The organism is Bradyrhizobium sp. SZCCHNR1093 (genome assembly GCF_032381175.1).
In the GTDB taxonomy this organism is placed as follows: Bacteria; Pseudomonadota; Alphaproteobacteria; order Rhizobiales; family Xanthobacteraceae; genus Bradyrhizobium.
On the sequence record NZ_JAUHJJ010000002.1, the window covers coordinates 63,136 to 83,773 of the forward strand.

The window sequence follows — 20,638 nt, forward strand, 5'->3', positions numbered from 1 at the left end:
CATGGCGATCACGATGGCAGATCCGAACGAGCAAGAGGGCATCGTCCTCACCGAGGCGCAGCTGCGCAGCCGCCGTCGCCGCTCGATCGCGATTGCGCTCGCGCTCGGCGTGCTGGTGGTGCTGTTCTTCGCGGTGACCATGGTGAAGGGTCCCGCGGTGCTGAATCGGCCGATGTAGAGACGCGATGCAGGACAGGGCGAAGCAGACCGCAATGGAGACAACCGACCAGATCGTTCCGGCGACAGCGCCGGCCGCGCCGCGCCGCGGCCTCGGCCGTGATGCGCTGGTCGGCGGCATCTGCGGCGCCGTCGTGGTGCTGATGGTCGGCGCGTCCTATGCCGCCGTGCCGTTCTACAACTGGTTCTGCCGCGCCACCGGCTTCAACGGCACCACGCAGGTCGCGACCGCGGCGCCGTCGTCGGCGCCGCTGGCGCGCCGGATCGGCATCCGTTTCGATGCCAATGTCGCCGGCGGGCTGCCGTGGAAGTTCGAGCCGGAGAAGACCGAGATCGAGGTCGCGATCGGCGAGGTGGTCACGGTCTACTACAAGGTCACCAACCAGGCGGCGCGCACCACCATGGCGCAAGCGGCCTACAACGTGACGCCGCTGACGTCGGGCGCCTATTTCCAGAAGATCAACTGCTTCTGCTTCACCGAACAGACCATGGCCCCGGGCGAGACCCGTGAGATGCCTGTCGTGTTCTACGTCGATCCGGCGATCACGGCCGATCACGAGAATGACGGGCTGAAGACGATCACGCTGTCCTACACCTTCTATCCCGTTCGCGACGCCGAGCCCAAGCCGATCGCCGCGGGCGAGCCGGACAAACCGCGGGGCAACCTGTGACCGCGCGGACGTCCGATATCCGGGGACCATTGCTGTTGAACGACACCGTGCCGGCGCGACCGGCATCGATCTGGGGAGAGACCTGACATGGCTGAGGCGCACGCCAAGCATCACGACTACCATCTCGTCGACCCGAGCCCCTGGCCGTTCGTCGGCTCGGTCTCGGCCTTCATCATGGCGTTCGGCGCGATCGGCTGGATGCACAAGATGTTTGGCGCCGCGCCGGTCGTGTTCGGCATCGGCACCATCGGCGTGCTCTACACCATGGCGAGCTGGTGGGGCGACGTCATCAAGGAAGCGCAGTACAAGGGCGATCACACCCGCGTGGTGCAGCTCCATCACCGCTACGGCATGATCCTGTTCATCGCCTCCGAGGTGATGTTCTTCGTCGCCTGGTTCTGGGCCTATTTCAATGCCGCGCTGTATCCGAACTTCGAGGTGCAGGTCACCCGCGACGCCCTGTTCGGCGGCGTCTGGCCGCCAAAAGGCATCGAGACCTTCGATCCCTGGCATCTGCCGCTGCTCAATACGCTGATCCTGCTGACCTCTGGCACCACGGTGACCTGGGCACACCACGCGCTGCTCGAGGGCGACCGCAAGGGTCTGAAATACGGCCTGATCCTCACCATCCTCCTGGGTGCCACCTTCACCTGCGTGCAGGCCTATGAGTACAGCCACGCGACGTTCTCGTTCGCCGGCCACATCTACGGCTCGACCTTCTTCATGGCGACCGGCTTCCACGGCTTCCACGTCCTGGTCGGCACGATCTTCCTGATCGTCTGCCTGGCGCGCGCCTATGCCGGCCACTTCACGCCCAAGCAGCATCTCGGCTTCGAGTTCGCCGCCTGGTACTGGCACTTCGTCGACGTGGTCTGGCTGTTCCTGTTCATCTGCATCTACGTCTGGGGCCACGGCGCCGAGGCGATGGCCCACGGCGCGCACTGAAGCTGGCGCGTACCGGTTCCGCCGAACGTGCTAAGAAGGGGCGGCCGTCGGGCCGCCCTTTCTCGTTGCGGCGGCGCCCGGCGGTTGATCGAAATGTGATCCGCTCTCGTCGCCTCCGGTTGTATCACCATGAGGCGTCGCCCGGCCGCCCAGGGGGCAAGACACCATGACCACCCACCCGCCCGTCACTTTGGCCCAGACCGTCCTGCGCGGGCTCGCCTGCCGCTGCCCGCGCTGCGGCCGGGGCAAGCTGTTCGACGGCTTCCTCAACCTGCGCAAGCGTTGCGAAGCCTGCGATCTCGACTACGCCTTCATCGACACCGGCGACGGTCCGGCGATCTTCATCATGATGCTCGCTGGCGCCATCGTGGTCGGCGCCGCCCTGATCGTCGAGGTGAAGTATCAGCCGCCGTTCTGGGTCCATGCCGCGCTATGGGGACCGCTGATCCTGGTGACGACGCTGCTGCCGCTGCGCGCGATGAAGTCGCTGCTGATCGCCCTGCAATTCCACCACAAGGCCGCGCCCGGCCGTTTGGTGGACAAAACGCCGCGATGAGGGACTTAACGGATCGCCGCCGGCGCGGTGCGCTCCCTCCCCCCTTGTGGGGTGGGGAGGGGGGTAGCTCCGGCGGCAGTCTTTGTGGGGCTACCCTCACCCCCAACCCCTCCCCGCAAGGGGGAGGGGAGCGCACCGTCTGCGTCGGCAGAGCGCGCAGCCTGTCGTTGGCGGCCCTGCAACGATGACCTCGACCCGCCCCAACACCTCATCTCGCGCCTTTGCCGCCTTCACCCTCGTCATGGTCGCACTGTTCATCGGCCTCGGCGTCTGGCAGTTGCAGCGCCGGGCAGCGAAGCATGCGCTGATCGCCGCGCTCACCGATCGCGTCGCCGCTGCGCCCGAGCCGCTGCCGCCACAGACGGAATGGCGCACGCTGACGCCGGAGCGCGACGAATTTCGCCGCGTCAGCTTCACCGCCACCTACACCAGACTGCCGGACGCGATGGTCTACAGCGCCGGCTCGGCCGTGCGCGAGGACGTCTCCGGGCCGGGCACCTGGGCGTTCCTCCCCGCGCGCCTGCCGTCTGGCGAGACCGTCGTGATCGACGCCGGCTTCGTCGCCAACACGATGCAGGAACGCAGCGTCCAGGATCGCCAGGTGGGCAAGCTCGTCACCGGCGTCCCCGTGACCCTGACCGGCTATCTGCGTTTCCCGGAAGCCGCCGGCCTGCTCACCGCGGCGGAAAATCACGACAAGCGCCTGTGGTTCACCAGGGATCATCAGGCCATGGCCAACGCCCTCGGCTGGGGCGAGGTCGCGCCGTTCTACATCGATCTGGAATCGCCGGTGCCCGACAATGGCATTCCCAAGCCCGGCCCGCTGTCGCCGCATCTGCGCGACGAGCACATGCAATACGCGATCACGTGGTTCTCTCTGGCCGCCGCGTTGATCGTCGCGTTCGCGGTGTGGGCGCGGGGTCGGCGCGCAGCGAACCGATGAGCCCGTAGTCCGCGAAACGTCGCTTGACTTAGAGCGCACTCGAACCCGTAGCCTGCGTGGCGTCGTGAATGGAGATAGGGGCGCATGAAGATCGGCGAGCTGGCAAGGCAGTCGGGGCTCACGCCCCATACCATCCGCTACTATGAGCGGATCGGGCTGCTCCCCAGGGCCGATCGCGATCATGCCCGCCAGCGGGACTACGACGCATCGATCCTGACCTGGATCGAATTCCTCGGCCGTCTCAAGGCCACGGGAATGCCGATCCGGGACATGCTGCGCTATGCCGAGCTGCGCGCGGGCGGCGCTGCCACGGAGCCGGGCCGACGCCGGCTCCTGGAGCGGCATCGCGACGCGGTCCGGGCGCGCGTCGCCAGCCTGCAGGACTGCCTTCTCGTTCTCGACGGCAAGATCGCCGGCTATGCCGGCAGCAGCGAGAGGACGAACGATGATGACGCGATCCACGCCCAACCAGGCCACGACGACGAGCCCGATGCCATCCGGCGCCAACAACGATCAGGATCGGCTGGTGCGCGGCCGGCGCGCGCTCGATAGCATCGACGGCGAGGCCGGCCGCAATGTGATCGCGGCGCTCGCCGACATCGCGCCGGATTTCGCGACCTACGTGATCGAGTTTCCGTTCGGCGACATCTATTCGCGCCCCGGCCTCGATCTGCGCAGCCGCGAGATCGCGACCATCGCAGCGCTGACCGCGCTCGGCAATGCCAGCCCGCAGCTCAAGGTGCACCTCCATGCGGGCCTCAATGTCGGCCTCAGCCGGGCGGAAATCACCGAGGTGATCATGCAGATGGCCGTCTATGCCGGCTTCCCCGCCGCGCTCAACGGCCTGTTCGCGGCCAAGGCGGTGTTCGCGGAAGCGGACGCGAAGCCCGCATGAATTCGGGCGCCCGCGGTGAGCACAGTCATGACGATGGCTGTGTGTTCTCATCGCCTGCGGACGCGGCCAAGGCCAGTGCGGCGATCGCATCCGCGATGGCCGCACGCATGTCGGGGGCCGCGACGCGACCATCTGCGGTCATTGCCGTCGGCGGCACCGGTACGGCGACGCAAGCCTCATCGACGATCGTCGCGCCCGCGCGCTCCAGCACCCTGCGCAGGTCGGCATGGGCGTCGTGCGCGCCACCATGGGCCGAGCAGTTGATCCAGCCGATCGGCCGTCGATAGAGGCTGCCGGCACTGACGGTCCAATCGATCATGTTCTTGAAGCTGCCCGGCAGCGAGCCCGCATATTCCGGGGTCGACAGCATGACGGCGCGGGCGTCGCCGAGCAGCTTGCGCAAGCGAATGACCGGCTCGGGCAAGGGATCGCAATCGTGGTCGGGATTGAAGTGCGGCAGCTCGCTCAGCCCGACGTAGATCGCCGGCGTGACATCCGCTGGCGCCAGCTCGGCCGCGGCGACGATCGCTGCACGGCAGGCCGAGCGGGCGCGCAGGCTGCCGCTGATCAGAACGATGAGCGATGTGTCCTGCTGCATCTCGGTCGACATCATCACGGCGTGCTCCGCTGGCGAACGAAGCGCTCGTTCTTGCAGCCCGCGCACTATGGCAGCCAAGCGCCCCGGGATTTCAAATCAAATCACGCGTGAATCAACCGGGCTCGCCCGGACACCCGGACCGGCGCGCCTGGAGGGCCGTCGAGATCGACCTGCAGGCAGCAGGGCACGCCCATGTCCTCGCCCTGGCGGATCACGATCGGCCCCTCGGTCGCCCAGGCGAGCTCGCGCAGATAGCCGGCCAGCGCCGCGGCCGCAGCGCCCGTCGCCGGATCCTCGTAGACCCCGCCGAACGGAAACGGGTTGCGGGCGTGAAACAGCTGCGGCGTCTCGGCGTGCACGAGGGCGAAGGTGCAGAAGCGCTCACGCTGTGCCAGCACCTGGCCTCGAGCGAAGTCGTAGCTGATGGCAGCCAGGCGGCTGCGGTCGCGCAGGGCAATCACTGGATGATCCATGCCGGCGTGAGCGATCACCGGCGGGATCCGCTCGTCGAGTTCGTCTTGCGACAGCCCGAACAGCGCCAGGATCTTGTCGAGCGCCGCAGATGGCAGGGCCCGGGTCAGCGTCGGCGGCGATCGAAACGCCGCGCTCCAGTCGGTCGCCGAATGATGCCCGTCGACAGTGATTTCGGCATGGTTGAGCGTCAGTGCGAACGTGCCGGAGCGCTCGTGCCTCGCCAGCGCTGCGCCGAGCGCAATCGTCGCGTGGCCGCAGAAATCCACCTCGGCCTGCGGCGCGAAATAGCGCACCCGCCATTTGTCGCCGATGGGCGCCGCGAACGCCGTCTCCGAATAGCCGATCTCCGCCGCCGTCGCCTGCATGGTGGCGGCCTCGGGCAGCGCCTCGCAGATGACGACCCCGGCCGGATTGCCGCCGCGTGGGCCGTCGGTGAAGGCTGCGATGTGCTGGATGATCATGGAGGTCTCGCGCTCGATCTCTGTGTTGGCGATGCTAGGCTTTCAGCGCTCGCAAGTGAAGATGTGCAAGACGTGACTCCACGCACCGCTGTCGTCCCTGCGAACGCAGGGACCCATACCGCGGAATCTATCGGTGAAGCGCAACTGCCAGTCGTCGTCCCACCGAAGCCGGTGGTTATGGGTCCCTGCGTTCGCAGGGACGACGGCGGAATGTGACGCGGCTTCCCTGTGTCGTCGGTGCGATGGTCTCCCGCGTTCGACCGCGGTCTACACGGATCGGCCCGCCCTCACATACGCCCGCTCGCCGGTCCGCGGATGAAACCACACGTCCAGCGTCTCGCCGCTGGTGGGATCGACGAAGCGCTCCTCGGTCTTGATCCAGTCCGGGCCTGGCGGCGCCGAGAGCGCATCGCGCTTGTAGCCTCCCTGGCGGAAGACGAACCACACCAGCACGACCGCTGATATGACCGCGAGCCAGAGCACGAGATCGATCACGGCGCGGGTTCGATCACCGCCGCCGTGCCATAGGCGACGATCTCGCTCATGGTCTGGCCGATCTCGGCGCTGTCGAAACGCATCATCAGAATGGCGTTGGCGCCCATCGACGTGGCGTTGGACACGAGCCGGTCGAGCGCATGGCGCCGCGCCTCCTCCAGCATCTGCGTGTACTCGTGGATCTCGCCCCCGACGATCGAGCGCAGGCTGGCCACCAGATTGCCCCCGAGCCCGCGGCTGCGCACCACCACCCCAAAACACTGCCCCAGCATCCGCACCGTGCGGTAGCCGGTCACGTTTTCCGTCGTCAAGACGATCATGGGGGGCTCCATCTGATACTGGCCCGCTCGGGCAGGGGCGCTTGGATTTGACAACCCAGCCACGGTTCCGGTTCAAGGGAGCCACAAGTCTTGCCAGGGCGCCACGGCCAGACGGTGTTACAGCCCATAAACTGTTGAGCTTTGTTAACACTGAGTTTGGGCGTATTCGTTCCGTCGAACGCAAGGCATGCAGGCCGCTAGGCTCTCACTGCCTTATTGGAATCGATGACGGATCATAGCTCATGCCGATGAAGATGATCGCGCTCGCCGGAGCCCTGTGTCTCCTGCTCTCCAGTTCGATGGCATGCCGCGCGAACTCTGGTCCGTGGTGCAGGCCTGACGCTGCAATCCTGAGCTTCAAGAACCAACAGGGGCACGATCTCGCAAGGATCGAGCTGCGCGCCCTCAAGCCCAACTGCAACCGAAATCCGGAGAAGCTTGGCGCAAGCGTGGAAAGATCGATGCGCATCGAGCATGGCGGAGGGTGGACAGATGTTCCGGCGGAGTGCGTAGCCGGTGTTTCCTTTGAAGCAGATGGGTTGGCGCTGTCGGGCGACGATTCGGGACTTGGCATAGCGCTCGCCGGGAAATCGACTGACACGGCCGAGCGCGTGAGGCTCGTCATTTATAAGTCGCGAGAAAGGATCGCATGCTTTCGCATCGAGCCATGTCCGAGCGCCGAGGATCAGTCGGACGAAATCCGCGAGTGCTACAGAGAGTTGACGCGCTAAGCCCGCTCGGCCTGCGGATGACTGCAGACCGAGAGCGTCAGGAGACCTCTATCCCCGCCATTGCGAGGCATCGTTGCGCCGACGCAATCTGTGGATGGAGCCGGGTTGTTTCGTTCATCCGGCCGCGCGATCCGCGACCGGATGGCTCGCAATGACGGCTGCCGACTGCGTCTTACTCACCTGGGCGCGTAACCCGGCATGTCGCTGCGCTCATGCGGGCTACTGACCAGCGCCCCCAAAACTCCGCTGTCGTCCCTGGTCGGCATCCGTCGATGCATGCGCGTCGTCGGGCTTCCACGGGACGACACCGGGAGTGAAGCTGCTCTGCGGTCTGCATTGCGGAGCAGCGCCTGCCGCACTCGTCTGAGTCGCCCGACGGGCTGCCAGGATCTAGGCCCGAGCGCACCGCGAACTAATACGCCTGGCTGCTCCGAAACTTTCTTTTGGCGAGCAGGTCCAACGCCATCAGCCAATCCAGTCCAGTCTGCGCGAAAATTCCTCTTTCATATTTTCCGAAATTGTGGTTGTCTTTGTCTATCCCGCCTCGTTGCGAGGGGCGTACGCGTCGTCACGGACGTGGGGTGGGATGCGATGGACGGGTCGGCTGCAACTGACGAGTGCGGCCGGCGCGGACGGCGAAGTCGCGTGGTCCTGATACCCCGACGCTGGTATCAAGTTGGCGCTGGTGCCGATGCATCGCGTCGATGACGGTGGCCAAAAAGCCCGGTGCACCGAGGAGATCGCGTATAAGTCGTAAGCCATCGCGCAGGGAAGGCCGGGTCGCTCTGGCTGAACCTGTGGTTCCTGCCCCGTGCATTCTTGTTCGCACGGGGGCCGCGGGTGCCAGCCGGCATCCGGTCTTCCCTGCGCCCTCCGATTCGGAGGGAGGTATGCTTGCAAAGCTCGGGCGCTCATCGCGCCGCGAGAACGCTTCTCCACGCACCGCCGTCATTCCGGGGCGCCCGCAGGGCGAGCCCGGAATCCATACTCCTGGTCGTGGTTATGGATTCCGGGCTCGCGCTCCGCGCGCCCCGGAATGACGAGGTGGAGAGATCGTGCCGATATCCCATAGTTCGTTCGCGTGCTCGAAGTGCCCGGCCGGAAGCCACATCCACCGCCGTCATCCCCGCGAAGGCGGGGATCCGGGACGCCGCGGCGGTGCGGTCGACCGCGGCCGCCGCGGCGTACGGGATCGCCCGGTTGAACCGGAGATGAAAGCGGTGGGGCGGATGGTCCGCTGGACCGGCCCGGGTCAGCCGTTGCGACCCAAGTCTCGTAACCGATGCCCCGTGACCCACCGTAACGCCGCCGTAACCCGCAGCCGCGACCATTGCTGTGCCAACAACCGGTTTCGCGCACGGGCCAAAACCATTATGGTGCCGGACCATGTTGCCGCCAGGCGGTTCCGATTTCGAATTCAATCAACGGGTTATGGCCTGGTGACGCAGGTCAGGAGAGCGGTTTGACGCGCTATGTTTCGACCCGCGGGGAAGCCCCCGCGCTCACCTTCTGCGATGTGATGCTGACCGGGCTCGCCCGCGACGGCGGCCTGTACGTGCCCGAGACCTGGCCGCAGCTGACGCCCGCGACGATCGCTTCGTTCTTCGGCCGGCCCTATTGGGAGGTCGCGGTCGAGGTCATCAAGCCGTTCGTCGCCGGCGAGATTTCCGACGAAGAGCTCGGCCGCATGGCCAACGAGGCCTATGCGACCTTCCGCCACCCCGCCGTGGTGCCGCTCGACCAGAGCGCAGCGCACCAGTTCGTGCTGGAGCTGTTCCACGGCCCGACCTTGGCGTTCAAGGACGTGGCGATGCAGCTGATCTCGCGGCTGATGGACCACGTGCTGGCCAAGCGTGGCGAGCGCACCACCATTGTCGTGGCGACATCAGGCGATACCGGTGGCGCGGCGGTCGAGGCTTTCGCCGGCCGCGACTATGCCGATCTGATCGTGCTGTTCCCGCATGGCCGCATCTCCGAGGTGCAGCGGCGGATGATGACGACGTCGGGTGCGGCCAACGTGCATGCGCTGGCGATCGAAGGTCATTTCGACGACTGCCAGGCGATCGTGAAGGGCCTGTTCAACCATCACGGCTTCCGCGATTCGGTCAGGCTGTCGGGCGTCAACTCGATCAACTGGGCGCGCGTCGTCGCCCAGGTGGTCTACTACTTCACCTCGGCGGTCGCGATCGGCGCGCCCCACCGCGCCGTCGACTTCACCGTGCCCACCGGCAATTTCGGCGACGTCTTCGCCGGCTATGTCGCCAAGCGCATGGGCCTGCCGGTGCGCACGTTGCGCGTCGCGACCAACGTCAACGACATCCTCGCCCGGACGCTGACGACCGGCATCTACGAGGTGCGCGAGGTGCATGCGACGGCTTCGCCCTCGATGGACATCCAGGTGTCGTCGAATTTCGAGCGGCTGCTGTTCGAAGCCGGCGGCCGCGATGCCGGTACCGTGCGGCGGCTGATGGACAGCCTCAAGCAGTCCGGCCGCTTCGTGCTGCCCGATGCCATGCTGGCGGCGATCCGCGCCGATTTCGATGCCGGCCGCGCCGACGAAACCGAGACCGCGGCGGCGATCCGTGCCGCCTTCCGCGAGGCCGGCGATCTCGTCGATCCGCACACCGCCGTGGCGCTGGCCGTAGCCGATCGCGACGGCACGGATCTGTCGGTGCCGAATATCGTTCTGTCGACCGCCCATCCCGCCAAATTCCCCGATGCGGTCGAGGCCGCCTGCGGGATGCGGCCGCACCTGCCGGTGTGGCTCGAAGGGCTGATGAGCAAGCGCGAGGACATCAGGATCATGCGGAACGACCAGGCCGAGGTGGAGAAGTTCATCCGCTCAGTCAGCCGGGCCGCCAAGCAGGGAATTGCATGATGGGTGTGGAAGTCACCAAGCTGCCGACGGGGTTGACGGTCGTCACCGACACGATGCCGCATCTGGAGACGGCGGCGCTCGGGGTCTGGGCCGGCGTCGGCGGTCGCGACGAGAAGCCGGATGAGCACGGCATCTCGCACCTCCTCGAGCACATGGCGTTCAAGGGCACGACGACGCGCAGCGCCCGCGAGATCGTCGAGACGGTCGAGGCGGTCGGCGGCGATCTCAATGCCGGCACCTCGACCGAGACCACGGCCTATTACGCCCGCGTGCTGAAGGCGGACGTGCCGATGGCGCTCGATGTGCTCTCGGACATTCTGGCCAATCCGTCGTTCGTGCCGGAGGAGCTGGAGCGCGAGAAGAACGTGATCGTGCAGGAGATCGGCGCGGCACAGGACACGCCCGATGACGTTGTGTTCGAGCATCTCAACGAGCTGTGCTTTCCGGACCAGCCGATGGGCCGCTCGCTGCTCGGCACCGCCAAGACGCTGGAGGCGTTCGATCGCGACAAGCTGCACGGCTATCTGTCGACGCATTATCGCGGACCCGACATGGTGGTCGCGGCGGCCGGCGCCGTCGATCATCAGCGGGTGGTCGAGGATGTGACGAAGCGATTTGCCAGCTTCAATGGCGGCCCGGCGCCGAAGCCGCTGCCGGCGACATTCGGCAAGGGCGGCTCACGCGTCGTGCACCGCGATCTCGAGCAGGCGCATCTGACGCTCGCGCTCGAGGGCGTGCCGCAGGCCGATCCGTCGCTGTTCTCGCTGCAGGTGTTCACCAACATCCTGGGCGGCGGCATGTCGTCCCGGCTGTTCCAGGAGGTGCGCGAGAACCGGGGGCTCTGCTACTCCGTCTACACGTTCCACGCGCCCTATAGCGACACCGGCTTCTTCGGCCTCTACACCGGGACAGATCCGGCTGACGCGCCCGAGATGATGGAGGTCGTGGTCGACATCATCGGCAATGCGGTGGAGACCTTGAGCGAGGCCGAGGTCGCCCGCGCCAAGGCGCAGATGAAGGCCGGGCTGCTGATGGCGCTGGAGAGCTGCAGTGCCCGTGCCGAGCAATTGGCGCGGCATATCCTGGCCTATGGACGGCCGCAGACCTTGCAGGAGATGGTCGCCAAGATCGAGGCGGTCAGCGTCGAGAGCACGCGCGATGCGGCGCGGGCGCTGCTCGCACGCAGCAAGCCGGCCGTCGTCGCGCTCGGCACCGGCAGGGGTCTGGACACAGCGGTAACTTTCGCCGAAGGTCTGACCGGTTCGAGATCGAAGGCCCAACTGCACTGAACGTGGTGCGGCTCGGTGCGGTCTTCGCATTGAATTCCGCCAGGACTCGGCGCCGGAGATCTGGGGTGGGTCGGAGCAGGCTTCGACCCGGAAAGAGCAGGGGGAGCATCACAGATGGCCCTGTTTCGCTTGCCATCCAACGGACCGGCTGCGCTGGCTCCGCGCGGCCAGGGCCTGCTGCTGCGCGCGCCGCAGATGGCCGATTACGCGCAATGGGCGCGGCTGCGCGAGATCAGCCGCGACTATCTCACGCCCTGGGAGCCGATCTGGCCGTCCGACGACCTGACGCGCTCCGGCTTCCGCCGCCGGCTGCGCCGCTATGCCGAGGATATCTCGGCCGACCGCTCCTATCCGTTCATCCTCTTCCGTGAGCAGGACGGCGCCATGCTCGGCGGCATCACGCTCGCCAATGTCCGCCGCGGCATCGTCCAGGCCGGCACCATCGGCTACTGGATGGGGCAGCCGTTCGCGCATCATGGCTACATGACGGCGGCGCTGCGGCTGCTGCTGCCGACCTTGTTCGGCGAGCTCAATCTGCACCGGGTCGAGGCGGCCTGCATCCCGACCAATACGCCGTCGATTCGCGTGCTGGAGAAATGCGGCTTCACCCGCGAGGGCCTGGCGCGTCGCTACCTGTGCATCAACGGGGTCTGGCAGGACCATTACCTCTATGGCCTGTTGCACGAGGATTTCCGGGGGTAGCAATCGTGATCGGGATGGCCGCGGGAGAGGCCGATCGGGGCTGGTTCCGGCCTCTGAATTGGGTATAGACGCCTGGGCTGGGCGACCGAGTTGCCGGGGATATCAGACGATGCGAGAGACGAGCGTGATCAGGGTTGGGACGTTGGCAGCCGTGCTGCTGGCCTTGGGAGCCGCGGGCGCGGCGCCGCCGGCGGCCGCCCAATCGCTGACCGACCGCTTCAAGAGCCTGTTCGGCGGCGGCTCCGACAACAAGGGACAGGAGAACTTGCCGGCCGGCGGCGGACCGCAGGCCGATCCGACCGAGGGCCTGACCTGTCCGCCGGTCAGCATTCGCGCCGGCGCCTCGACCTACGCCGTGGCCGCGCCCGGCAAGCAGGCGGTCGGCAATGACGTCCGGTTCCAGGCGTCGATCACGAAGACCGCGCGCGAATGCAATCTCAACGGGGCCGAAATCATCGCCAAGATCGGCATCCAGGGGCGCATCGTTGCCGGACCGGCGGGCGCGCCGGCGAGCGTCGACATTCCCATGCGCATCGCCGTGGTCCAGGGCGGCATCGGCGAGAAGGTGATCGCGACCAAGTCGTATCGCACCACGGTGCAGATGACCGAGGACGGCAGCGTGCCGTTCACGATCGTCGCCGAGGACATGGTCTATCCGGTCCCGCCGCCCGGCGCCAATGCCGACAATTACGTCTTCTACATCGGCTTCGACCCGCAGGCCCTGACCCCGGAGCGGCCGCACGGCAAGAAGCGGAGGTGAGGCGGGTGAACGACGGCGAGGCCGCGCTCGGCATGTCCGGGGCCGATGGCCTTCAACGCAAAAGGCCGGCGCGATGAAATCGCCCCGGCCTTTTGAAGATTCTGGATCAGATGGACTGCCGCTCAGTTCAGCTTGCGGCCGACTTCCGCGATGCCTTTGGCCACGAGGTCTTCGCCAAGAGCGCCCTTGACCGACTGCGACAGCACGGTCGCGGCGGCCTGGACGGCGGCATCCGCCGCAGCGGACCTGACGTCGGCGAGAGCCTGGGCCTCGGCGAGGGCGATCTTGCTCTCGGCGGCCTTGGTGCGACGGGCGACGAAGTCTTCCATCTTGGCCTTGGCCTCCGCCGCGATGCGCTCGGCTTCCGCCTTGGCGCTGGTGATGATCTCCTCGGCCTCACGTTCGGCACTGGCGCGGCGGGTCTTGTAGTCGGCGAGCACTTTGGCCGCCTCTTCCTTGAGCCGCTTGGCCTCCGCCAGCTCGTTCCTGATGCGCTCGGAGCGATTGTCGAGCGCCTTCAGGACCGTGCGGTGGACACCGAGATAGGCGAACAGGCCCATCAGGATCACGAAGGCAATCGCAACCCAGGTTTCCGGATCAGCAAGCAAATGCATCAGGCTGTTCCCTTCAACGATGCATCGACCGCAGCCTCGACCGTCTTGGCCGCAGGGGCCTTGCCGGTGAGCTGCTTCACGATCGCGCTGGCTGCGTCTGCGGCGATGCCGCGGACATTGCTCATTGCGGTCGTGCGGGTGGTGGCGATGGACTTCTCAGCCGCCGCGAGCTTGGATGCGAGGCTGTCTTCCAGCGCCTTGCGCTCGGCGTCCGAAGAAGCCGCGAGCTTCTCGCGGGTCTCGGCTCCGATCGCCTGGGCACGGGCACGAGCCGTCGCCAGCTCGCTTTCATACGCCTTCATCGCGGCTTCGGATTCATCCTTCAGCCGCTGCGCTTCAGCCAGATCGCCGTCGATCGACTTCTGGCGGGCGTCGATGACGGCCCCGACCTTCGGCAGCGCCACACGCGAGACGATCACGTACAGCGCCACGAAGGCGATCACCAGGGAGACGATCTGGGAGGGAAAGGTTTCCTTCTGGAAGGGAGGGAAACCATGCCCGCCATCGGCCTCAGTATGGGCGCTTGCGGTGCCCTTGGCCTCGCCGCCCTTGGCCTCGCCATGACTTTCAGCCACGGGCTTCTCCTGTCCGGCTCAGGCCGTCTTAGACGGCGTACAGCAGGAGCAGCGCGATCAGCAGCGAGAAGATGCCGAGCGCTTCGGTCACCGCGAAGCCGAAAATCAGGTTGCCGAACTGGCCCTGGGCAGCCGACGGATTGCGCAGAGCGGCCGACAGATAGTTGCCGAAGATGATGCCGATGCCGGCACCCGCGCCACCCATGCCGATGCAGGCAATGCCCGCGCCAATGTACTTCGCTGCAACCGGATCCATGAAACGAACTCCTTTGAGGGGTTTGGTAGAGAGGGCCGGATCAGTGGCCCGGATGGATAGCATCGTTGAGATAGATGCAGGTGAGGATCGTGAAGACGTAGGCCTGGAGGAACGCGACCATCAGCTCGAGGCCGGTCAGCGCGACCGTCAGGCCGAGCGGCAGCAGCGCGCCGACCTTGCCGACGAAGCCGAGCGCGCCGAGCATGGTCACGAAGCTCGCGAACACCTTCAGCGTGACGTGGCCGGCCAGCATGTTGGCGAACAGACGGACGCTGTGCGAGATCGGGCGGGAGAAGAAGGAGATGATTTCGATCACGACCACCAGCGGCAGGATCACCGCGGGGATGCCGGACGGCACGAACAGCTTAAAGAACTTCAGGCCGTTCTTGTAGAAGCCGTAGATGATGACCGTCAGGAACACCAAGAGCGCCAGCGAGAAGGTGACGATGATGTGGCTGGAGACGGTGAAGGTGTAGGGGATGATGCCGACGATGTTCGAGACGAAGATGAACATGAACAGCGAGAACACCAGCGGGAAGAACGTCATGCCGTGCGAGCCGGCGCTGGTTCTGATGGTGTTGGCGACGAATTCGTAGGACAGCTCGACCACCGACTGGAACCGGCCCGGCACGAGCGCGCGCCCGGCGGCCATCATCATGACGGCGATGAGCACGACCGCGAGCAGCATGTACGCGGACGAGTTGGTGAAGGTGATCTCCTGATTGCCGATGTGGCCGATCGTGAAGATCTTGTTGAGATGGAACTGGTGGATCGGATCGATCATCCGCGTGGCGTCTCAGTTGTTCACCGGCCACGCCGGCGCTTTGCAATTCACTCGACGATCTTCCGCGCTGATCTCACTGGCGGGGCCTGTCGGGAGCTATGCCTGCGGATCTCACCACGTTCAACACGCCGGCGGCAAAGCCGAGCAGGAAAAACACGATGAATCCGAAGGGCGATGTCGACAGCAAGCGGTCGAAGCCCCAGCCAAGCAACGCACCGACGAGGACACCGGCGATCAACTCGGACGACAGTCGCAGGCCACGCGCCATGGCCGAAGCCCGGGCTGCAGTGTCACCGCTGCCGTTTCCAGGTTGATCAGCCCCGATCTTTCGGCCGTCGCGAATTTCGGACAACCGTTGGTCGAGACTTCCGAGCCTTGCGGAAAGCGCAACCTCATCGGGCGACTTGTCGCGATCCTTGTGTCCGCTGCTCTCGTTCGTGTCATCCGCCATGTGCCATCCGCCACGTGTGGAGACCCGACCCGGTGCCGCGAGTTTCAGGAATTAGCGCCCCATCGCCCTTTAAAGCCGCGCGGACCATACTGACCGCATCCCCCCAAGTCAAGATTGCGTGTTGAACTGTTAGATGCCTGAATTTACACGTTTTCTCGGCTTTTTCGTCAGATCGGTCGCGCGTGTCACCGCGCCGCATCAACAGTGTTGTGTGCGGCTGCGATCTTGCACCCGTCAGGACCCTCTGATCAGCTCTCGCTGAGCTCCAACCAACACGGGAACCCGCATGGCGCGCCAGATCGACTACTATTTCTCGCTGCAGTCGCCATGGGCCTATATCGGCCACCGGCTGTTCCGCGACATCGCCGCGAGCCACGGGGCGACTGTCAACCTCAAGCCGGTCATGCTGGTGGATCTGTTCGCCGAGACCGGCGGGCTTCCACTGGCCAAGCGCCATCCGGCGCGGCAGCGCTATCGCATCGTCGAGCTGAAGCGGTGGCGCGACAAGCGCGGTCTTGATTTCCACATCCAGCCGAACAACTGGCCCTTCAACGCCCGGCTCGCCGACGGCGTCGTCATCGCGGCGCAGCAGGCCGGCCTCGATCCGGAGCCCTATCTGCAGCGCGCCTTCCCGGCCATCTGGGAGCAGCAGCTCAATCTTGCGGATGCCGAGGTGATCGCCGGCTTGGCCGATGCAGCCGGACTGCCGGGCCGCGATCTCGTGACGCAGGCGGCGACGGACATGGTCGGGGCGGCCTACGAGCAGAACCGGCAGGACGCGATCGCGGCCGACGTGTTCGGCTCGCCGGCCTATGTGCTGGACGGCGAGATCTTCTGGGGGCAGGACCGGCTCGAGCTGCTGGCGGACGCGTTGAAATCCGGTCGCTCCGCCTATACGTCCGAAACATAGGTGCGGCCTGTGGCAGGGGATCGCACCTGGGGCAACGTCATGGCCGCGACACAATGTCGGCGTGCATGGCGGCGGTTGCGAATGCGCCTGGGAGAGCCAGCCATGAGTCTCACGAAGCCCTACCGGCCGCCCCTCCTCGCGCTGCTGGCGTTGAGCTGTCTCGGCGGAGAGGCGTTTGCGGTCGAGGACACCGCGCCTGACGGCGACAAGGGACGCTACACGATGTCGACGACGTCGGATGGCGTGATCCGGCTCGATACGAGGACCGGTGCGGTCTCGATGTGCAACAACAGCGGTGGGTCGGGCTTCGCCTGTTACGCGGTGCCCGATGAGCGCGCCGCGCTGGATGCCGAGATCGGCCGTCTGCAGGCGGAGAATGAAAAGCTCAAGGGCCAGCTCGCGTCGCGCGACCAGAGCATCTCCGGCAAGATCGATGAGCCGCTGCCGAAAGATCAGGCGCTGCCCAAATCCGATCAGTTGAAGAAAGCCGAACCCAAGACGGGGGACAAGCCGGGTGAATCGAAATCCTCCGATGCAACGCGCAAACTCGAGATCCCGCTGCCCAGCGACCAGGACATGGATCGCATGATGGGGTTCCTCGAACAGGCTTGGCGCCGGCTGCTCGACATGGCGACGCGGGTGCAGAAGGACGTCTCGGGCAGGATCTGAGACCGCTTCGAGGAGGCTGAACGCATGCCAGCCAGATCGATGTCGCGCAGCGCGCCCTCGGCGAGCGTCATCAATACGATCGTAACCTCGACTCTGACCGTACAGACTTCGGGCCGCGGCTTCACCGATCTCACGCGCGAGGTCGAGGCGTTCCTGCGTGAAGTATCCGCCAGGGAAGGCGCGGTGACCCTGTTCATTCGCCACACCTCGGCGTCGCTGACGATCCAGGAGAATGCCGATCCCACCGTGCTGCACGATCTCGCCACGGCGCTGGCGCGGCTGGCGCCGGAGAATGCCGGTTGGGTGCACGACACCGAGGGGCCCGACGACATGCCGGCGCACATCAAGACCATGTTGAGCGCGGTCTCGCAGCAGGTGCCGGTGCAGGACGGCCGCATGATGCTCGGCACATGGCAGGCGCTCTATCTGATCGAGCATCGCGCGCGTCCGCATCGGCGCGAGGTGGTGTTGCAGTTCATCGGCGCGGCCTGAGGCCATGAAAGAGAAAATCCCTGGCGCAAAAAGCGGAACGGCCGCGGAGTGATCCGCGGCCGTTCGTCGTTGGAAGCAGATGCGAGCGGGGTGCCGCTCGCCTCGTGATCAATCGGCCTGGATGTCGACGTCCTTGGTCTCCGGCAGGAAGATGAAGCCGACGACCGCGGTGATCACGGCGAACGTGATCGGGTACCACAGGCCGGCATAGATATCGCCGGTCGAGGCCACGATTGCGAAGGCGGTGGCGGGCAGCAGGCCGCCGAACCAGCCGTTGCCGATGTGGTAGGGCAGCGACATCGAGGTGTAGCGGATCTTGGTCGGGAACAGCTCGACCAGCATCGCTGCGATCGGGCCGTAGACCATGGTGACGAAGATCACCAGGATCAGCAGCAGGCCGATGATCGCCGCGACCTGCGGACGGAAGATGTCGAACGGATGCGCCATCTTCACGATCGTCGGGTTGCCGGCCTTCGGATAGCCGGCCTCGCCGATCGCCGCCGTCAGCGCCGGGTTGCTGGTCTTGGCGTCGGTGTAGGGCACTTCCTTGCCGTTGAAGGTAACCTTCACGCCGGAGCCGGCCGGACCGTACACGGTCGAGTACTTGACCGAGGACTGGGCCAGGAAGGCGCGGGCGGTGTCGCAAGGCGCGGTGAAGACGCGGGTACCGACCGGGTTGAACAGGTCGCCGCAACCGGCGGGATCGGCCACCACTTCCACCTTCGTCGCCTCGATCGCCTTCTCCAGCGCCGGGTTGGCGTTGGTGGTGATCATCTTGAAGATCGGGAAGAAGGTCAGCGCCGCGATGAGGCAGCCGCCCATGATGATCGGCTTGCGGCCGATCTTGTCGGACAGCATGCCGAACACGACGAAGAAGCCGGTGCCGAGCAGCAGCGACCAGGCGATCAGCAGGTTGGCGGTGTAGCCGTCGACCTTCAGGATCGATTGCAGGAAGAACAGCGCGTAGAACTGGCCGGTATACCAGACCACGCCCTGGCCCATGGTGGCGCCGATCAGGGCCAGCAGCACGATCTTGGCGTTGCCCCAGTTCGCGAACGCTTCCGTCAGCGGTGCCTTCGAGCTCTTGCCCTCGTCCTTCATCTTCTGGAACACGGGCGACTCGTTGAGGCGCAGACGGATCCAGACGGAGACGCCGAGCAGCAGCACGGACACCAGGAACGGAACGCGCCAGCCCCATTTGGCGAAGTCGGCCTCGCCAATGATGGTGCGGGTGAACAGGATGACCAGCAGCGACAGGAACAGGCCCATCGTCGCCGTGGTCTGGATGAAGGAGGTGTAGTAGCCGCGCTTGCCCATCGGCGCATGCTCGGCGACGTAGGTGGCCGCACCGCCATACTCACCGCCGAGCGCGAGGCCCTGCAGCAGGCGCAGACCGATCAGGATCACCGGTGCGGCGAAGCCGATGGTCTCGGCGTTCGGCAGGATGCCGACGATGAAGGTCGACAGGCCCATGATCAGGATCGTGACCAGGAAGGTGTATTTGCGGCCGACGATGTCGCCGATGCGGCCGAACACGATGGCGCCGAACGGGCGGACCAGGAAGCCGGCGGCGAAGGCCAGCAGCGCGAAGATGTCGCGGGTGGCCGGCGGGTAGGCGCTGAAGAACTGCGCGCCGATGATCGAGGCCAGAGATCCGTAGAGATAGAAGTCGTACCACTCGAACACGGTGCCGAGAGAGGAAGCCAGAATGACGAAGCGTTCGTCCTTCGTCATGCCTCCCGATCTCGCTTGTGTGGCTACCATTGTCGACATCGGCATTCGCTCCCCATGATTGTTGTGATGATGGCTTTCGCCTCCGCATGCCGGACTTGGACGGCGCAGGTCGCGGAGACCTTGGCCTTCAGTAACATTGCAGTGAAACCCGCCCCAATACGACTTTCGGCTCTGCCCTCTGCGGCGCGCGGGAAAGATGGGGACATTGCGGCGGATCAAGTTCGGTGAGCGGCCGTCGCGTTACCGATGTTGCGTTGCACAAGGTTCGGATTAACCGCCTTCCCTGCAAGTGGAATTGGACGCTTGCATGCAACCGGTGGCCGGGCGAGTATTTCCGGAAAACCGGGCGCGTGCAGTTGCAGCATGTCGTCGGTCTCGCAAGGTCAAATCTGGATTCATGGCGGCTGCCAGCACCCATCTCGTCATTGCCGATGATCATCCGCTGTTCCGCAACGCTTTGCGGCAGGCGGTCGCGAGCGTGCTCGCGGAGGCCGTGGTCGACGAGGCCGGTTCGTTCGAGGACCTCACCGCACTGCTGGAAAAGGATTCCGATGTCGATCTCGTACTTCTCGACCTCACCATGCCCGGCATCTCCGGCTTCTCGGGCCTGATCTATCTGCGCGCGCAATATCCGGCGATCCCGGTGGTCATCGTGTCGGCGAGCGATGACGGCGCGACGATCCGCCGCTCGCTCGATTTCGGCGCGTCCGGCTTCATTCCGAAACGGTTCGGCGTCGATACGCTGCGTGATGCCATCAAGAAGGTGATGGACGGCGACGTCTGGGTGCCGCCCGACACCGACCTCGCCGCCGGGGCCGATCCGGAGATGACGAAGCTGCGCGACCGGCTGGTCACCTTGACCCCGCAACAGGTGCGTGTGCTGATGATGCTGTCGCAGGGCCTCCTCAACAAGCAGATCGCCTACGAGCTCGGCGTCTCCGAGGCGACCATCAAGGCGCATGTCTCGGCCATCCTGCAGAAGCTCGGTGTCGAGAGCCGGACCCAGGCTGTGATCGCCGCCGCGAAGATCGCGGGCAGCGCCTGGCGGCAGGATACGCCGACGGGGAAGTAGGCGACGGGAAAATCTGGATGAGTCGTCATTCCGGGATGGTCCGAAGGACGGGGCCCGGGATCTCGAGATTCCGGGTTCGGCTCTGCGAGCCGCCCCGGAATGACGATACCCCGCAGCTGTCTGCCGGAGACGCGATTGGCCGGCGCTTGATGCCGCCTTGCAGTGTATGTGGACAGCGTCCATTCC

The 20,638-nt window shown here is 65.8% G+C and carries 26 protein-coding genes; 16 read left to right on the forward strand and 10 right to left on the reverse strand.

The features are described from left to right. Position 1: 1 nt before the first annotated feature. The 7 genes from QX070_RS05905 to QX070_RS05935 all read left to right on the forward strand — a co-directional run bounded on the left by QX070_RS05905 (position 2) and on the right by QX070_RS05935 (position 4,187). On the forward strand, positions 2-178 hold the full coding sequence (locus QX070_RS05905; RefSeq protein WP_315735877.1) for a CoxF protein: 177 nt from the start codon (positions 2-4) through the stop codon (positions 176-178). Positions 179-212: 34 nt separating this feature from the next. Then, entirely contained in the window at positions 213-848 is a 636-nt protein-coding gene (locus QX070_RS05910; RefSeq protein WP_315735879.1) for a cytochrome c oxidase assembly protein, read from the forward strand. Positions 849-935: 87 nt separating this feature from the next. Then, complete coding sequence (locus QX070_RS05915; protein ID WP_315735881.1) at positions 936-1,793, forward strand: cytochrome c oxidase subunit 3; 858 nt, start codon at positions 936-938, stop codon at positions 1,791-1,793. Positions 1,794-1,959: 166 nt separating this feature from the next. Further along, on the forward strand, positions 1,960-2,349 hold the full coding sequence (locus QX070_RS05920) for a DUF983 domain-containing protein (RefSeq protein ID WP_315735883.1): 390 nt from the start codon (positions 1,960-1,962) through the stop codon (positions 2,347-2,349). 184 nt (positions 2,350-2,533) lie between these two features. Further along, entirely contained in the window at positions 2,534-3,292 is a 759-nt protein-coding gene (locus tag QX070_RS05925; protein ID WP_315735885.1) for an SURF1 family protein, read from the forward strand. Positions 3,293-3,376: 84 nt separating this feature from the next. Further along, positions 3,377-3,844, forward strand: a complete 468-nt coding sequence (locus tag QX070_RS05930) for a MerR family transcriptional regulator (RefSeq protein ID WP_315735887.1) — start codon at positions 3,377-3,379, stop codon at positions 3,842-3,844. Further along, complete coding sequence (locus QX070_RS05935) at positions 3,783-4,187, forward strand: carboxymuconolactone decarboxylase family protein (RefSeq protein ID WP_315735889.1); 405 nt, start codon at positions 3,783-3,785, stop codon at positions 4,185-4,187. Before QX070_RS05930 ends, QX070_RS05935 begins: the two co-directional genes overlap by 62 nt. Before the next feature lie 25 nt (positions 4,188-4,212). Here the strand turns inward: QX070_RS05935 and QX070_RS05940 are convergent, their stop codons facing one another. The 4 genes from QX070_RS05940 to QX070_RS05955 all read right to left on the reverse strand — a co-directional run bounded on the left by QX070_RS05940 (position 4,213) and on the right by QX070_RS05955 (position 6,535). Further along, positions 4,213-4,800 (reverse strand): NAD(P)H-dependent oxidoreductase, encoded by a 588-nt coding sequence (locus tag QX070_RS05940; RefSeq protein WP_315737007.1) that lies wholly within the window; start codon positions 4,798-4,800, stop codon positions 4,213-4,215. Between the two features lie 86 nt (positions 4,801-4,886). Next, a complete protein-coding gene (locus QX070_RS05945; protein ID WP_315735891.1) occupies positions 4,887-5,720 on the reverse strand; it encodes a PhzF family phenazine biosynthesis protein in 834 nt (277 codons plus the stop codon). Between the two features lie 267 nt (positions 5,721-5,987). Further along, positions 5,988-6,215, reverse strand: coding sequence for a hypothetical protein (locus tag QX070_RS05950; protein WP_315735893.1), 228 nt, complete (start codon positions 6,213-6,215; stop codon positions 5,988-5,990). Then, the gene (locus QX070_RS05955) at positions 6,212-6,535 is read right to left on the reverse strand and encodes a heavy metal-binding domain-containing protein (RefSeq protein ID WP_315735895.1); all 324 of its coding nucleotides are present in this window, start codon (positions 6,533-6,535) and stop codon (positions 6,212-6,214) included. Before QX070_RS05955 ends, QX070_RS05950 begins: the two co-directional genes overlap by 4 nt. Before the next feature lie 242 nt (positions 6,536-6,777). Here QX070_RS05955 and QX070_RS05960 point away from each other — a divergent pair, with 242 nt between their 5' ends. The 5 genes from QX070_RS05960 (at position 6,778) to QX070_RS05980 (ending at position 12,895) form a co-directional block, all read left to right on the forward strand. After that, entirely contained in the window at positions 6,778-7,266 is a 489-nt protein-coding gene (locus QX070_RS05960) for a hypothetical protein (RefSeq protein WP_315735897.1), read from the forward strand. 1,462 nt (positions 7,267-8,728) lie between these two features. Continuing rightward, positions 8,729-10,144, forward strand: a complete 1,416-nt coding sequence (gene thrC, locus QX070_RS05965; protein ID WP_315735899.1) for a threonine synthase — start codon at positions 8,729-8,731, stop codon at positions 10,142-10,144. Further along, positions 10,144-11,433, forward strand: a complete 1,290-nt coding sequence (locus tag QX070_RS05970; RefSeq protein ID WP_315735902.1) for a pitrilysin family protein — start codon at positions 10,144-10,146, stop codon at positions 11,431-11,433. Before thrC ends, QX070_RS05970 begins: the two co-directional genes overlap by 1 nt. A gap of 114 nt (positions 11,434-11,547) precedes the next feature. Beyond that, on the forward strand, positions 11,548-12,135 hold the full coding sequence (locus tag QX070_RS05975; protein WP_315735904.1) for a GNAT family protein: 588 nt from the start codon (positions 11,548-11,550) through the stop codon (positions 12,133-12,135). 142 nt (positions 12,136-12,277) lie between these two features. Next, positions 12,278-12,895 (forward strand): hypothetical protein, encoded by a 618-nt coding sequence (locus tag QX070_RS05980; RefSeq protein WP_315737009.1) that lies wholly within the window; start codon positions 12,278-12,280, stop codon positions 12,893-12,895. A gap of 122 nt (positions 12,896-13,017) precedes the next feature. On the opposite strand, the gene QX070_RS05985 is transcribed toward QX070_RS05980, so the two are convergent. The 5 genes from QX070_RS05985 to QX070_RS06005 all read right to left on the reverse strand — a co-directional run bounded on the left by QX070_RS05985 (position 13,018) and on the right by QX070_RS06005 (position 15,575). Beyond that, a complete protein-coding gene (locus tag QX070_RS05985; protein ID WP_315735906.1) occupies positions 13,018-13,509 on the reverse strand; it encodes an ATP F0F1 synthase subunit B in 492 nt (163 codons plus the stop codon). Beyond that, the gene (locus tag QX070_RS05990; protein WP_315735908.1) at positions 13,509-14,084 is read right to left on the reverse strand and encodes a F0F1 ATP synthase subunit B'; all 576 of its coding nucleotides are present in this window, start codon (positions 14,082-14,084) and stop codon (positions 13,509-13,511) included. The genes QX070_RS05985 and QX070_RS05990 overlap by 1 nt, the downstream gene beginning before the upstream one ends. 28 nt (positions 14,085-14,112) lie before the next feature. After that, positions 14,113-14,340 carry a F0F1 ATP synthase subunit C gene (locus tag QX070_RS05995; RefSeq protein ID WP_006615622.1) on the reverse strand — a complete coding sequence of 76 codons (228 nt, stop codon included), beginning with the start codon at positions 14,338-14,340 and terminating at the stop codon, positions 14,113-14,115. A gap of 40 nt (positions 14,341-14,380) precedes the next feature. Further along, entirely contained in the window at positions 14,381-15,124 is a 744-nt protein-coding gene (locus tag QX070_RS06000) for a F0F1 ATP synthase subunit A (protein WP_315735910.1), read from the reverse strand. Between the two features lie 73 nt (positions 15,125-15,197). Further along, a complete protein-coding gene (locus tag QX070_RS06005; RefSeq protein ID WP_315735912.1) occupies positions 15,198-15,575 on the reverse strand; it encodes an AtpZ/AtpI family protein in 378 nt (125 codons plus the stop codon). Between the two features lie 286 nt (positions 15,576-15,861). On the opposite strand from QX070_RS06005, the gene QX070_RS06010 reads away from it, so the two are divergent. The 3 genes from QX070_RS06010 (at position 15,862) to QX070_RS06020 (ending at position 17,646) form a co-directional block, all read left to right on the forward strand. Next, positions 15,862-16,485 carry a 2-hydroxychromene-2-carboxylate isomerase gene (locus tag QX070_RS06010; protein ID WP_315735914.1) on the forward strand — a complete coding sequence of 208 codons (624 nt, stop codon included), beginning with the start codon at positions 15,862-15,864 and terminating at the stop codon, positions 16,483-16,485. A 102-nt stretch (positions 16,486-16,587) separates the two neighbouring features. Continuing rightward, the gene (locus tag QX070_RS06015; protein ID WP_315735916.1) at positions 16,588-17,154 is read left to right on the forward strand and encodes a hypothetical protein; all 567 of its coding nucleotides are present in this window, start codon (positions 16,588-16,590) and stop codon (positions 17,152-17,154) included. 24 nt (positions 17,155-17,178) lie between these two features. Further along, the gene (locus QX070_RS06020; protein ID WP_315735918.1) at positions 17,179-17,646 is read left to right on the forward strand and encodes a secondary thiamine-phosphate synthase enzyme YjbQ; all 468 of its coding nucleotides are present in this window, start codon (positions 17,179-17,181) and stop codon (positions 17,644-17,646) included. A 108-nt stretch (positions 17,647-17,754) separates the two neighbouring features. On the opposite strand, the gene QX070_RS06025 is transcribed toward QX070_RS06020, so the two are convergent. Continuing rightward, positions 17,755-19,425: an MFS transporter gene (locus QX070_RS06025; RefSeq protein WP_315735921.1), complete on the reverse strand. Its 1,671-nt coding sequence runs from the start codon at positions 19,423-19,425 to the stop codon at positions 17,755-17,757. A gap of 352 nt (positions 19,426-19,777) precedes the next feature. Between QX070_RS06025 and QX070_RS06030 the strand changes: the two genes are divergently transcribed. After that, the gene (locus QX070_RS06030; protein ID WP_315735923.1) at positions 19,778-20,452 is read left to right on the forward strand and encodes a response regulator transcription factor; all 675 of its coding nucleotides are present in this window, start codon (positions 19,778-19,780) and stop codon (positions 20,450-20,452) included. Positions 20,453-20,638: the final 186 nt, after the last annotated feature.